The organism is Syntrophotalea sp. (assembly GCF_050253115.1).
Taxonomy (GTDB): domain Bacteria; phylum Desulfobacterota; class Desulfuromonadia; order Desulfuromonadales; family Syntrophotaleaceae; genus Syntrophotalea; species Syntrophotalea acetylenica.
The window spans coordinates 19,517-32,145 of the sequence record NZ_JBFWJQ010000019.1 but is presented as its reverse complement, the minus strand read 5'-3'; the positions used below and the strand labels follow the sequence as shown (position 1 = coordinate 32,145).

At 55.1% G+C, this 12,629-nt stretch carries 14 protein-coding genes and 1 riboswitch; of the genes, 5 read left to right on the top strand and 9 right to left on the bottom strand.

Translation table 11 applies throughout. From position 1 onward, the window contains the following. From AB7E65_RS03755 to AB7E65_RS03730, 6 genes are all read right to left on the bottom strand, one after another. The coding region (locus AB7E65_RS03755) for an aldehyde dehydrogenase family protein (RefSeq protein ID WP_428745291.1) at nucleotides 1-742 on the bottom strand (742 nt) is incomplete at its 3' end. 129 nt (nucleotides 743-871) lie between these two features. Next, a complete protein-coding gene (locus AB7E65_RS03750; protein WP_428745290.1) occupies nucleotides 872-2,035 on the bottom strand; it encodes an iron-containing alcohol dehydrogenase in 1,164 nt (387 codons plus the stop codon). Between the two features lie 287 nt (nucleotides 2,036-2,322). After that, entirely contained in the window at nucleotides 2,323-2,604 is a 282-nt protein-coding gene (locus tag AB7E65_RS03745; protein WP_428745289.1) for a hypothetical protein, read from the bottom strand. Continuing rightward, entirely contained in the window at nucleotides 2,591-2,929 is a 339-nt protein-coding gene (locus AB7E65_RS03740) for a DUF190 domain-containing protein (RefSeq protein ID WP_072286946.1), read from the bottom strand. Before AB7E65_RS03740 ends, AB7E65_RS03745 begins: the two co-directional genes overlap by 14 nt. 56 nt (nucleotides 2,930-2,985) lie before the next feature. Further along, nucleotides 2,986-3,978, bottom strand: a complete 993-nt coding sequence (locus tag AB7E65_RS03735) for a hypothetical protein (RefSeq protein WP_428745288.1) — start codon at nucleotides 3,976-3,978, stop codon at nucleotides 2,986-2,988. A 165-nt stretch (nucleotides 3,979-4,143) separates the two neighbouring features. Continuing rightward, complete coding sequence (locus AB7E65_RS03730) at nucleotides 4,144-5,295, bottom strand: iron-containing alcohol dehydrogenase (protein ID WP_428745287.1); 1,152 nt, start codon at nucleotides 5,293-5,295, stop codon at nucleotides 4,144-4,146. A 727-nt stretch (nucleotides 5,296-6,022) separates the two neighbouring features. Between AB7E65_RS03730 and AB7E65_RS03725 the strand changes: the two genes are divergently transcribed. Next, entirely contained in the window at nucleotides 6,023-7,264 is a 1,242-nt protein-coding gene (locus AB7E65_RS03725; RefSeq protein ID WP_072286943.1) for a histidine kinase, read from the top strand. Between the two features lie 289 nt (nucleotides 7,265-7,553). Here the strand turns inward: AB7E65_RS03725 and thiF are convergent, their stop codons facing one another. Next, on the bottom strand, nucleotides 7,554-8,183 hold the full coding sequence (gene thiF / locus AB7E65_RS03720; protein ID WP_320360386.1) for a sulfur carrier protein ThiS adenylyltransferase ThiF: 630 nt from the start codon (nucleotides 8,181-8,183) through the stop codon (nucleotides 7,554-7,556). A gap of 160 nt (nucleotides 8,184-8,343) precedes the next feature. Here thiF and AB7E65_RS03715 point away from each other — a divergent pair, with 160 nt between their 5' ends. Next, a complete protein-coding gene (locus AB7E65_RS03715; RefSeq protein WP_428745286.1) occupies nucleotides 8,344-8,646 on the top strand; it encodes a hypothetical protein in 303 nt (100 codons plus the stop codon). A gap of 1 nt (nucleotide 8,647) precedes the next feature. Here AB7E65_RS03715 and AB7E65_RS03710 read toward each other — a convergent pair whose 3' ends face one another. Together AB7E65_RS03710 and AB7E65_RS03705 are read right to left on the bottom strand one after the other, a co-directional pair. Then, nucleotides 8,648-8,851, bottom strand: coding sequence for a hypothetical protein (locus tag AB7E65_RS03710; protein WP_072286940.1), 204 nt, complete (start codon nucleotides 8,849-8,851; stop codon nucleotides 8,648-8,650). Nucleotides 8,852-8,918: 67 nt separating this feature from the next. Further along, entirely contained in the window at nucleotides 8,919-10,805 is a 1,887-nt protein-coding gene (locus AB7E65_RS03705) for an aldehyde ferredoxin oxidoreductase family protein (RefSeq protein ID WP_072286939.1), read from the bottom strand. 31 nt (nucleotides 10,806-10,836) lie between these two features. Next, nucleotides 10,837-10,955: riboswitch (molybdenum cofactor riboswitch) on the bottom strand. A gap of 231 nt (nucleotides 10,956-11,186) precedes the next feature. Here AB7E65_RS03705 and AB7E65_RS03700 point away from each other — a divergent pair. From AB7E65_RS03700 to AB7E65_RS03690, 3 genes are all read left to right on the top strand, one after another. Continuing rightward, complete coding sequence (locus AB7E65_RS03700) at nucleotides 11,187-11,657, top strand: acyl-CoA thioesterase (protein ID WP_072286938.1); 471 nt, start codon at nucleotides 11,187-11,189, stop codon at nucleotides 11,655-11,657. A gap of 160 nt (nucleotides 11,658-11,817) precedes the next feature. Beyond that, the gene (locus tag AB7E65_RS03695) at nucleotides 11,818-12,168 is read left to right on the top strand and encodes a hypothetical protein (RefSeq protein WP_072286937.1); all 351 of its coding nucleotides are present in this window, start codon (nucleotides 11,818-11,820) and stop codon (nucleotides 12,166-12,168) included. 122 nt (nucleotides 12,169-12,290) lie between these two features. Then, nucleotides 12,291-12,614 carry an RNA recognition motif domain-containing protein gene (locus tag AB7E65_RS03690; RefSeq protein ID WP_072286936.1) on the top strand — a complete coding sequence of 108 codons (324 nt, stop codon included), beginning with the start codon at nucleotides 12,291-12,293 and terminating at the stop codon, nucleotides 12,612-12,614. Nucleotides 12,615-12,629 lie beyond the last annotated feature (15 nt).

Below are 12,629 nucleotides of genomic sequence, written 5' to 3'. Positions count from 1 at the left end.
CTGTCGAATAGATCTTCAGGCCAACAGATGTGCTGCCGACAAAGGAAATTCCGCGAATGTCCGGATGCGACAGCAAATCCGTCAGCTCGTTGCGGCTGCAGGTGATCAGATTGACGACTCCCTTGGGAAGACCGGCCTCAATCAGCAGCTCCAGAAGGCGCATACTGGTCATGGGAACCAGACTGGCGGACTTGAGCACCACCGTATTACCGGCTGCAATGGCCAGGGGAATAAACCATCCAAAGGGGATCATCGCCGGGAAGTTGTAAGGGGCAATCCCGAGAAAAACACCTACGGATTCCCGATACAGCACCGTGTCGTGGCCGCGGGTCACCTCCATGGTCGCATGTCCCTGCATTTCCAGGGGCGCCGCAACAGCCACTTCGCAGGCCTCGACAACCTTGTGCACATCGCCTCGCGCTTCATTCAGGTTCTTGCCCATTTCCGTGGCAAGGATCAGCGCCAGTTCCTCGAAGTGGCTGTTGACCAGGTCACGGAACGTAAAGAGTACCTGGGTGCGGATAGCGGCCGGCTTCGATGACCACTCCGGGAAAGCCGCCTTGGCGGCCTGCACCGCTGCCTCGACTTCCACGGCCGTACAGCAGGGCGTTTCGGCAATTTGCTCGCCGGTGCTGGGGTTCATCACCGCCATGTATTTATCGGTTTTAGATGTCACCCACTCATTGTTGATGCAGTATTTCAAACGCTTTATTTCCGGCACCAGTTCTTTTGCTTCACCCATGACAGTCTCCTTCGATTGTGTGATTTTGCCGCTGCGCCGCGAATCCCTTTCAGAAACATCTTCGAACAGCTCAGCCGCTTTTTAAATGTGATATTTGAATGTTTGGCTATTTTTACACCGCAGGCGACGTCACAGCGCCGCATAATACAGATTTACGATCTCCTCGGCCGTCGCCTGCCGCGGATTATTTGCCGGGCTGCCGCTGGCCAGAGCATCTTCCGCCATTTTTTTCACCACCGGCTCCAGTTTCTCCCGTGTCACGCCAAGCTCGGTAAGAGACGGCACTTCAAGCATTTTAATCAGGCCCTTGACTTTCTCGGCGCCTGCCTTGGCCACACCCATGGCATCCTGGCCGCCGTTGCCGACTCCCATGGCCCTGGCGATATCCGCATAGCGCCCGGGATTACCCGACAGAGAAAAATCCATAATGATACCCAGCAGCACGGCATTGGACACGCCGTGCGCAATATGGAAATTGGCGCCGATAGGCCGTGACATGCCATGCACCAGGGCTACCGACGCATTGGAAAAAGCGATCCCTGCCTGCAGAGCGCCCAGCATGGTGTTGGCGCGGGCCTCGCGATTATCCGGGCTGCCCCAGGCAAGAGGCAGGTAGGTGCTGATCAGCTTGATGGCGGAAATGGCCAGCACATCCGTCATCGGCTGTGCCTTCAACGACACATAGGCCTCGATGGCATGGGTGAGAGCGTCCAGACCGGTCGCCGCGGTCAGCCCACGGGGGAGCTTGAGGGTCATGAGCGGATCGACGATAGCGACCTTCGGCATCAACAAAGGGCTGCCGATGAGCATCTTAACGTCGTTGTCCGTATCGGTGATGATGCTGAACATGGTCGCTTCGCTGCCGGTCCCCGCAGTCGTCGGCACGGCAATCACCGGTACGCCGGCGGTCTTGAACTTATCCAGCCCCATGTAATCCTTGATCTGCCCCTGATTGGTCGCCATGATGCCAATGGCCTTAGCGGCATCGATCGGACTGCCGCCGCCGCAGGCAACCAGCACATCGCACTGTTTTTCCTCCAGCAATGCCAGGCCTTCATTGACATGACGCAACACCGGTTCACAATTTACCTCATCAAAAACCACTACATCCACACCGTGGTTTTTAAGCGAGTCGACAATTGGATCGATGGCCCCAACCTTGGCCAGCACCGCATCGGTAACGAGCAAGGCTTTGCGGGCTCCGAGCCGCTTGACTTCTTCACCGGTACGAGCGGTGGCTTGTTCGCCAAAATGGATGGTGGGCGGAACGCGAAATGGTCGAGAGGAAATCATGGTCGAGCCTCCTTGTATTTGTAGCCTGTCCACCGGGCAGGCTTGGTCCTGGAAAAAACAGGGGGGAAATGACTCCCTGTGCTTTTATTGTTTACCCGATCCCCCGTCCGCCGTCAATCAAAAAATCAAATATTTGGCTATTTATTTTTAGTTGCTAACATTTATACGTATTTTCGATAAGTTGCGAGATGGTTTTGTTTGCCGAATTGATAAAGGAATTTAAAAAAAAGGCGGATGAGGGAATGTCTTGCGAGGTTCCCCATCCGCCAGGCTCTGGCCGCAACCGGTTATGCCGGGCATCCGCAGGCCATATTGCCCGCGACAATTTCCTGCCAGTCCGACAAAACATCATGCGTCCAGCAATCGTTTGCTCCGGCTGCCTCACGCATGACCAGAGCCAGAATGTATGCCAGTTCCTGCACCGTGGCGCCGGCATCGAGTGCCCCCCTGAAGTGTTTCAGCACGCAGGGTTTGGAACGCGCCTTGATGGATACGGCAGAGGCTGCGCTGCCCCCATGCCTTGGTGGCGAGATAGAGGATCCGCCCTCCGCAGTTCTATTCGCAGACATTATGCACAATCTCAGCATCCAGCACGACCATGGCGCCTGCGGTGATCATCTCCTTGAGACGGGGAATCAGGACCTTCATCTTCTCTTCAGCGCCGATGAATTCAATCACCATCGGCTGACATTTTGACAGCGTCAAACCCGGAGCCTGGGTTCTGCATACCTTACAGCAGAAACCGGAACCTTCTATCCCCCTGAATACCATGCTTCCGGCCAATCCGTGCTGATAGGCTGTTTCCACAATGGCATCATACAGAAGTTTATCGCCATAGCGCCTGGTCTCATTAAGATAGATGCGCAACAGCTGGTTTTTGCCTTCGGAGCCCATTTCCCTCCTCCTTTCTCAAGCATTCCTTCTGAAAAATTCATCCTGACGTTATCCGCTTAAAAATTAAAAAATCTGCCAAGATTCAAAAACTCGGGTTTGAACAAAATATTCATGACAAATGTCGACAGGGCAATCCCCGCAGCGGGGGGATCGAGATGGTTGCTGCCATGGTTGTAGAACATGCGGGCCGTCAATTCTTCGATGAAGGCGCCGCCGATGCCAAAAACCATGGCCACAACCAGCGAGCCGCTCTGCAGGTATCCCCAGGCCCCCATGATGGCCATGCAGTGCGTAACGGGAGCTTTCTGGATGGTGGCCTGTCCGAAATTGAGCATGGTCAGCATCACGGCCGAGAACCCCCAGCAGAAAATCAGTGGCGCCACAAACGCCGCCGATTCACTGACCATTCCCTGCGCGGCCAGCGGCGCCAGATACTCACGGAACCCCATGGCCACACCGCCGGACAGCAAACCCATCCCGGCGCCTATGGCAAGCAGGCGCGACGGAGGCGACATCCACCCGACCCATGAAATGGCATAGCCGTCGGTTCCCAGCCAGCCGTGTTGACGTATGGAATCCATGTTGCCCCAGGGCATTTCTTTCTGGAACAACAGCCGGGCCAGCCAGATGTTGATGCAGATGGAAAGGGCCAGCAGATCAAATTCCCTGATCAGGGGAACTCTGCCCAACAACGGAACAATAAGCAGACCGAAAACAGCTGAAAGCCCCCCGACAACCAGTACATCCCAGGATGTATCGACCAGAGGCGACAGAATGTCCTTGGCGGCCCCCGAAGGATGGTTCTTTCTCAAGGCTGCCGCATAGGTTGCAGCGACCACCCCGGCTACGAACCCTCCGGTGTGGGGACCGAAAATCGGCCCCAGGCCAACCTGCAGCAACAGAAAATCACTGCCTCCGCCCAGCACGACCAGACAGCCCAGCATGGTTAACAAACCGCAAAGGCAGAAAGACCACAGGGCGCCGAGGCTGGCGCCAAACATGCCTCCGCCAAAAGCCAGCAAGATCGCATTAACGCTCCAGGCTTCCATTTATTATCCTCCCCTCAGTAAACAGGCATGCCTTCGAAACCCCTTATTGCAATTCGCGCCACCGAGGCCCCGGATTGGGACTCGAAGGCGCGAAGGATTCCGAAGCAGCATAAAAAAAGGCGGCACCTACGCCAGAACGGAAGGTGCCGCCTTTCAGCCAGTAAGCTACATGGCGTTTTTAAACAGCTGGATGATGTCTTCCAATTTGCCGACACGCGGATTGGTTCCGGCGTTACCGTCCTGCATGGCCAGCTTGGCCATCGGCTCGATATCGGACTCCTTGACACCCAGTTGCGACAGCCCCTGAGGAATGCCAACATCCTTGGACAGGCGCACAATGGCATCGATCGCTTTTTCGGCGGCTTCCATTTTGCCGAGGCCGTCGATATTTTCCCCGAGCGCCACAGCGATATCCGCAAATTTCTCGGGATTGACCATCAGGTTGTAACGCTCGACGTGCGGCAACAGTACGGCATTGGCAATGCCATGAGGCATGTCGAGCAGGCCACCCAATTGATGCGCCATGGCATGGACATAACCGAGGCCGGCATTGTTGAACGCCATGCCGGCCAGCAACGATCCGTAAGCCATACCTTCACGAGCCTCGATATCCGCACCATTGGCAACAGCCCGGCGCAGGTACTTGCCGATAAGTTTGACAGAGTGAATTGCAACGGCATCGGTCGCCGGATTGGCATCCTTGGTCACGTAGCATTCCACAGCGTGGGTCAAGGCATCCATGCCGGTGGCTGCGGTAAGCCCGGCAGGCTTGGCCACCATCAGCTCAGGATCGTTGATGGAAACCTTCGGCAGGTTACGCCAGCTGACAATAACAAACTTGACCTTCTTGGCCGTGTTGGTAATAACGCAGTGACGTGTAACCTCACTGGCCGTACCGGCTGTCGTATTGACAGAGATAATGGGAGGCAGTTCGTTGGTCAGCAGTTCGATTCCCGCATAGTTTTCGTAAAGATCTCCGTCATGTGTTGCGGAAATACCGATGCCTTTTCCGCAATCATGGGAGCTGCCGCCACCAACCGTAACGATCATGTCGCAATTCTCAGCCTTGTAAACCTTCAGGCCTGCAGCGACATTGGTGTCTTTGGGGTTAGGCTCGACGCCGTCATAAACAGCAAATTTGATCCCGGAAGAAGTCAATGATTCTTTTACCTTGGCAACCGGACCACCCTCGAGCTTTGCAAGAAAACCATCACAAACAATCAGTGCCTTGGTGCCAAACATGGCAGCCCTGGGACCAACCTCGGCAACCGTACCCCTACCAATAAAGTTTACGCTGGGACACAAAAAGTCAGCCATTTTTTCCTCCTTCGCTGGTTGTCGTCTCTGGCCACCAACCATAGGTGGCCCCTCCTCACATGCGCTCCAGGAAAGCTTTTCTCATGTTCCCCCGAACATTGACGCCCCTTCCCCGCAAGCCGGAAAAGTTCCCCGGAACGCCTGAAACCTGTAATATTTTGAATATTTGGCTATTTTTGCTGGCGCCAAAAGTGCCATTTACGGAACACCCGGCTACCCATGCATGCGCCGCAACGCACCTTTTTCCTCTGTGGTGCCCTTGCGATGTCTCGTATACAAATACATACAATAAGACAAACGCTATTTCAACCAAATTTTTGAATGATTTGGCTATTTATTTAAAAGCCGCTGTTTTTGTTATGGTTTTAAAGCTAATTTTTTTATTTTTAAACGGCGTTTGCCATCACCGTTAAAGGGAAACTGCGCCTTTCCGCGGATTTTGCAGGGCACCCCGCCAGGCATGCAGTCCTGGCCAGACCGCCAGTATGACAAGGATAAAGAACTCCAGCATGACCGAAACATCCAAAACCTGAAACCCGTCATAATTGACCATATATATGATTTTTTCTTGACCGGGTCCATTGAAATCGATATCTTTGCCTTACCCCCGCGCAACACCGTTCTATTCCCTGCTTTCCAATGTTTTTGCGGCCGCTGGGTTACAACCCGGCGAAAGCCCGCAAAGCCCGTCTTGATCCCTGTTTTTGATTCTTTCTGGAGGTTGGAAATGAAAAGAATGTCACTTCTGCTGTGCAGTCTGGTGGCCGGATTTATTCTGTACGGCACACCCGCTCATGCGGCCGTTGTCATCGGTACGGACAATGGCTGGTCCTTCAGCACCGACGGCCTGGTAAACATGTTTGCCGCCTATGAAACCGGGGACGCCAAACCCGGTTTCGGCACTGGAATCCGCCGAGGCGGCACCATTGTTGACGACCAGGAAGGCTACCGGGAACGTATCGGCCTGGTACCCGGAATTATCGCTTTCAACATCAAGGCGCCAACCATCGGAGGACTCGACATGGCGGCTCGCATCGGGTTCTACCCGACCTACGATGCCAAGGACGTCGGCAAGTCGAAAAACTCTTTCGGCAATCAGATCGATCTGCGTGAAATCTTTTTTACCGTCGATGGCAACTTCGGACAGATGCTGGTCGGAAAAACCCTCAGCCAATTCCAGGGACAAAACCTTTTGACGGACATGACCGTCTGGGGGTATGGCGCCCAGGGCGCGCTCGACGGAGGCGGTACGCCTCTGGGCCGCATCGGCTACGGTTACGTTTATCCGCAATTCAATGCGCAGATCCGCTATACGTCGCCGGCCTATAATGGTGTCAAGGTGTCGTTGGGACTTTATGACCCGAGCGTCATTGCCGGCGCCACGGCAAAAGCGGAGGAAACCAAGCTGCCTCGCTTCGAAGGGGAATTGTCCTATGCCGGCACCTTCGAGGGCGGTTCATTCAAAGCCTGGCTGTCCGGCGTATGGCAGGAAGCCGAATTTTCCTCCGGCAGCGGCTTTGACGGTACTGTGGAAGCCAGCGGCATTGCCGGCGGAGTGCAGATTCTTTATCGGGGCTTCGATCTGGTGTTGTCAGGCTTCGACAATACGGCCATCGGCTCGGTTCTCATGCTGGACACGGACGCGCTGGATGCCGCGGGCAAGGAACGGGACAGCCAGGGCTTTATCGCCCAGTTGATGTACGGCTTCGACAACCGTTTCGGCAAAACCAAATTCGGAGTGAGCTACGGCGGCAACTACATGGATGAAACCTCGAGGGACAAGGCGGATCGCCTCGCCGGCACCGAGGTTCAGATTGAAGAACAGACCCTGTGGGTATTTGGCGTCTACCACGACATCAACCCCAACCTCAAGGTCATGGCGGAAGTCATGCTGACGGAAAACTCCTGGTTCGACAACGAGGATCAGAATACCGAACTGTTCACGGTCGGCACCTTTTTCGTCTGGTAGCCCGCCACACCACTGAACCACATGCCAAAACAAAAGCCCCTGCTTTCTGAGAGGGGCTTTTGCATAACCAAAGAAAAAAATTCACCCCTCACACTGCTAGGAGGTACAGTGCAAGGGGTGAAGAGGGAGTGGTTGGCTCCCGCATCCGTAATTCTTTCCCTTTGAATTACCCATTCACAGGGACAAAAATACGGCGATGCCACCTACCCGGAAAGGTGGCATCGCCGGAGAGAAAGCATGGCCTTTCGGCCTGCGCTTCCCTCTCTACCATTGCCCTTGCGCATCGAATTCAGACTATCACCTCGCCATCGAGCAGCCATTCCAGCGCCATGTTGGCCTGCATGGCCGCCACGATCATGACTTTCGGCGCCATCGGCGGGAAGACGGCCACATCGGTTTTTTCATCACCACAGACATAAACCTTGTCAAACAGCCGTTTCGACACCATACCGTTATTGCCGCCATACCCTCCCATGCCGCTGCCCATCACCAGCGGTTTCTGCGGAAAGGCAGCAATCCAGCTCTGCAGAAGCATGAGCTTGGCATCAACGCTGTCCAGAGCTTCCAGCAGGATATCGACATTACCGAAAATCCGCGGGATGTTCTCTTTGTCGAGGAGCCTGTTGTGCATTTCATATTCTGAAAACGGATTGACGCGCTCCAGGTTGCTTTTCAGTGCGTCAACCTTGTACATGCCTATCTGATCGCGAAAATAATATTGACGGTTAAGATTGTGCGGTTCAACCCGGTCATAGTCGGCGACCACCAGCTTGCCGACTCCTGAGCGGGCCAGGGCAACGGCAATATTTGATCCCAGCCCGCCGGCGCCGGCAACCCCGACGGTGGCTTTTTTTAACACCGGCACTACCCCCAGGGCATGCCTGGAAAAAAATTCTTTTTCCTGAAGATCCCGATGCAACAGCCTGACCTTTCCGGACACGTCATCAAAAAGGGGAATACACTATTGGCGCCACAGCCGGGGACAACGTCCTTCCTGGCCGATGCACGGCCTCAGAGACAAAACGTGCCTGCTCTGCCGCCATGCAACAAATCTCCATCATAGCCCGCCGCAACGGGCCATGATGGAGCAACACAAAGAAAGATCTTTTACCCGTTGTGAAAACAGCATAAACGGCCTCGCGTCGCGTGTCAATGAATATTTCAAATATATGGCTATTTGTCAGATAAAAAAAGTCGCCTCCTTGATGCCGCTTCGACAAGAGTACGTTTTGCAGGCGTTTGATAAAAAAGTGGCGAAGATGCGCACGGGGCAACACCTTCGCCAAGGAGGCAAGGGGCATGAAATCTCGCAAATCCCCTCCCCTTGCTTCAAAACCAAGAAACTCTCACCGCCAATGCCAAAATGGCGGCGCTGGCGCTGAATCAGCCGCCGCCAACAAAAAGATATGCTTTGACGGCTGTCCCCCTGGCGACCTGCAGGGTTTCCAGCTGCTGCTTTTGAATCACCTTCCCATCCACCCTTACCATGACGGTCGCAGGACTCAGATCATGGGCTCGCAGCAACGCGACCAGCGACATGGTTTCCCCTTCAGGGATGGCGTCGGTGCTGATAACAAACATCGACATGATGTTCTTCCTTTCCGGTTCTCGACATCTTTACCAGGGGCCCTGTCGCCCTGGGGCCCGCCAGGATTCAGCGCTGATTTTCGGTGGTGCGCTTGCCCTTGCGGTAATCATACTGGTCAAGGCCGAGCCGCTTGAGGGTTTCCGGAGTGGGGATACCCCACTCGTCCCAGTTGCGGGCGCGGTAGTAATCCCGCAGCTGGTAGCCCAGGTCGGGCACGTAATCGCCGGAGCCGCCCTGGCGGGGGCTGGCAAGGATACGCGGCGGCAGGGTGTCGTCCTTGCGGCTGACCCCCTCGCGGGTGTTGAACAGACGTTTCATATTGAAAATCCGCTCGCCGCACTCGATCCATTGCTCGTTGGTGAGGTCCCAGCCGACGATATGGTTGAGAAACTGCGTCATGGGCCCGACAGTCATACCGCCGAACACGGAGAATTTGCAGAGTTTCAGCGAATCCATCATGCTCATGAAATTCTGCATGTCGGCAACGAACTTGCCCTTTCCTTCATTGGTATAGGGGGGCATCGGGGCGTCGTAGCCGAGGTCCGCGATATTCAGGCAGCCTTCTCCCTCGAAGTCCTGGTTATAGGCCTGCATGTGGCAGGCACCCCGGTTGGAGGTGGCATAGGCAACGCCGAGACCGCCGCGGCCGCGGGGGTCATGCGCGGGGAAGTCCATGCCCTTGACGTGAACGGCGAATTCCGCACTGGCGGGGCCAACCCGCTTGATGGCTTCCAGGATGCCCTGGGAGCAGGGATCCCCGATGCCTTCGCGCAGGGCGATCTTCCTGATCATCTCGACCATGGCCAAGCCGTTGCCCCAGGTCATCTCCAGGCCATCCGTGTCGCTCTCGTCGATCATGCCATGCTCCCAGGCTTCCATAAGGAAACTGATGAGAGCGGAGGCGGAGATGGTATCGATGCCATAATCGTTGCAGAATTCCGCACCCTTGGAGATGGCTTCCACATCATCAATCAGACAGTTGGAACCGAGCATGCCAAGGGTTTCGTATTCGGGACCGCCCCCCTTCTCCATCTTGAACGCACCAGAAGGGATTTCCACGGTACGGCCGCAACCAATCAAGCAGTTGCCGCAATGGTAACGCTTTTTGAGAATGGTCTTGGCCAGGTGCTGGCCGGAAACCTTTTCAGCCTTGTCCCAATGGCCCCACAGCCAGTTCTTGATCGGCAGGTCACCGACATCGTTGAAAATTTCCACGGCGCAGGATGTACCGTAGGTGCCAAGCGGTCCATCGTAGACATCCTTGAAGTTTTCGCGGAATTTCTGAATCATTTCTTCATAAGGCTCGGGCCTGGCAATGGGGACATTCTTGCTGCCCTTGCAAGCGATCGCCTTGAGATTTTTGGAACCCATGACGGCGCCGCCGCCGCCGCGCCCCGCGGTGCGGCCCTCGCGACCATCGGTCATGATGGAGGCTATCTTGACCAATTTTTCTCCGGCCTGTCCGATGGAAATGGCCTGGGAACCTTTGCCCAGCTCTTCCTTGAGAAGCCTGTCGGTTTCAAAGGTGCCTTTACCCCACAGCTGGTCGGCTTTTTTGATCTGGATATCGTCGTCGACGATGGTGATATACACTGGCTGTTTGGCCTTGCCCTTGACCATAAGACCGTCAAGGCCGCAGGCTTTAAGGGCGCCGCCCCATTTCCCCCCGCAGTCGGATTCGAGGTAAATGCCGGTCAGGGGTCCCTTGGTAATCAGCTCCCAGCGTCCCGCCTGAGCCACCTTGGTCCCGTTGTACGGCCCGGTCATGCAGATCAGTACATTTTCCGGTCCCAGCGGATCGATACCCGCCCTGGTGTTTTCGTACAGAAGCTTGGCGCCAAGTCCGCTGCCGCCAATAAATTTTTTCAGGTCTTCTTCACTGGGCCTGAGATATTCCACTGTTTCCGTGGTCAAATCGATTACCGCGATTTTCTGCCAGTACCCACCTAACATGATTTCTCTCCCTTACTCCGATGAGTTTGCGCAATTTCGACGCATCTCCTTTCCACAAGGGAGGCCCCGCCGTTTCCAGCGAAACCCTGCCGGCCCGCCATCCTTGAGGTACACCCTTTTAGGGTGACGGGCTCGGAGACCGATAACGGTATGAAGCTTCAGGGGAGGGGGAACGTTTAGTGACCGGGGGAGTCCTGAATCAGATCCTTATACATTCCGGAAAACATTTCAAGATAATTTTTATATTATTTGGCTATTTTTTTTAACCACAACGCATTTTTATTCTGGAACTCATGGATTTCAGCCTGTTCCGGCCTCACGGATTTTTCATGGTTGAGGTATACTGCTTTCGTGCATCCTTATTCACGCAGGGGGTCGACAATGCCTCATCAACCAAAAAAAGTTTCCCAGTCACGCGTCGTGCTGGCCCAGGTCGCCATGCCGGGCGATGCGAACCCGGCCGGCAACGTCCATGGCGGCTCGATCATGAAGCTGATCGACAATGCCGCCGGGGTGGTTGCCATGCGCCACACCCGCCGCAACATCGTCACGGCATCCATTGACAGGCTCGATTTTCACTGCCCGGTGTTCGTTGGCAATCTGATCGTTCTCAAAGCCAGCATGAACCGGGTCGGGAACACATCCATGGAAGTCGGCGTCCGGGTTGAAGCCGAAAATGTCATGACCGGCGAAGTAAGGCATACGGCGTCAGCCTACCTGACCTTTGTGGCGCTGGACAGTAATGGTTGTCCAACCAAGGTGCCTGACCTGATCGTAGAGACGCAGGAAGATGAGCGCCGCCTGGCCGAGGCCCTGGCCCGCTACGCACACCGAAAACGGGACAAGCGATAAAAACGCACCGGCATATGCCCCGCGGCACCGCCGGAGATCGGCTTCCGCGGCAAGGGACAGGCCACGCAGATCAAAAAAAACTGGCATTTGGGCGCGTTTAGGCTCATGATGCCGCGGGAGCACTGCCCTAATCGAAATTTACCATCCGGAGCGCACCACCATGGAAGACATCGATCTCGACCTTCTCCATTACCTGATTTACATCGACACAGATTACATAAAAGCCGTCGTGGCCGACACGACCTATCTACCCCGAACCGTCCTCGGAGTAGGTACTTTTCTCCTGGACAACGATGGCGATATCGACCTGTTAACAGCCAAACAACAGGTAACTTTCGATAAATTCATCCGTCCGCTGCTGTTTGATGTAGCATGCCAGGGGCTTGCCGGGCCGGAAACCTGCATGGGCAACGGGCGCATCGAATCGAATCTGCTAATGCCCTGCTATCGGGACAATATCTTCCGATGCCGTGCCTGCCGCGCTGCCATCGCCTCATCCACCGCGCCATGAACCGACGGACGGCATGCCGTAACCAACACCGGGCGTTCAAACAATCGCGAGGGGCATGAAAACCGGTAGTCAATGGGACAAACACCCACGCAATCTAGGACTTTTACTCAGGAAAGCACATCATGAGCAAAGATCTGTATGTCAAAAACCTACCCGCCGAAATGACCGAGGAAGAATTGCGTAAACTGTTTTCGGTGGCAGGCAAGGTTTCCTATATCCATATGGGAACGGATACCCGAAGCGGCCAGGACCGCGTCTATGCCTATATCAAAATGGCCAGTGAAACCGAAGCCAAAGAGGCTGTTTTATGCCTTGACGAAGCCCGCATCGGCAACCGCCAGATCTCGGTGAGTATTGCCAGGGCACAAAATTCCGCGCCAGAAAAAGATACAGCCGCCCCCCAAAAAAAGGTTCCGTTCAAACCACGGGGGAAGCCCCGCAAATAAATTTTTGTCAGACAC

Excerpts from the sequence above, each read along its gene's own strand:
- AB7E65_RS03750 (WP_428745290.1), bottom strand. The coding sequence starts at position 2,035 with ATGATTTCCTCTCGACCATTTCGCGTTCCGCCCACCATCCATTTTGGC.
- AB7E65_RS03745 (WP_428745289.1), bottom strand. The coding sequence starts at position 2,604 with ATGTCTGCGAATAGAACTGCGGAGGGCGGATCCTCTATCTCGCCACCA.
- AB7E65_RS03740 (WP_072286946.1), bottom strand. The coding sequence starts at position 2,929 with ATGGGCTCCGAAGGCAAAAACCAGCTGTTGCGCATCTATCTTAATGAG.
- AB7E65_RS03735 (WP_428745288.1), bottom strand. The coding sequence starts at position 3,978 with ATGGAAGCCTGGAGCGTTAATGCGATCTTGCTGGCTTTTGGCGGAGGC.
- AB7E65_RS03730 (WP_428745287.1), bottom strand. The coding sequence starts at position 5,295 with ATGGCTGACTTTTTGTGTCCCAGCGTAAACTTTATTGGTAGGGGTACG.
- AB7E65_RS03725 (WP_072286943.1), top strand. The coding sequence starts at position 6,023 with ATGAAAAGAATGTCACTTCTGCTGTGCAGTCTGGTGGCCGGATTTATT.
- AB7E65_RS03715 (WP_428745286.1), top strand. The coding sequence starts at position 8,344 with ATGATGGAGCAACACAAAGAAAGATCTTTTACCCGTTGTGAAAACAGC.
- AB7E65_RS03710 (WP_072286940.1), bottom strand. The coding sequence starts at position 8,851 with ATGTCGATGTTTGTTATCAGCACCGACGCCATCCCTGAAGGGGAAACC.
- AB7E65_RS03705 (WP_072286939.1), bottom strand. The coding sequence starts at position 10,805 with ATGTTAGGTGGGTACTGGCAGAAAATCGCGGTAATCGATTTGACCACG.
- AB7E65_RS03700 (WP_072286938.1), top strand. The coding sequence starts at position 11,187 with ATGCCTCATCAACCAAAAAAAGTTTCCCAGTCACGCGTCGTGCTGGCC.
- AB7E65_RS03695 (WP_072286937.1), top strand. The coding sequence starts at position 11,818 with ATGGAAGACATCGATCTCGACCTTCTCCATTACCTGATTTACATCGAC.
- AB7E65_RS03690 (WP_072286936.1), top strand. The coding sequence starts at position 12,291 with ATGAGCAAAGATCTGTATGTCAAAAACCTACCCGCCGAAATGACCGAG.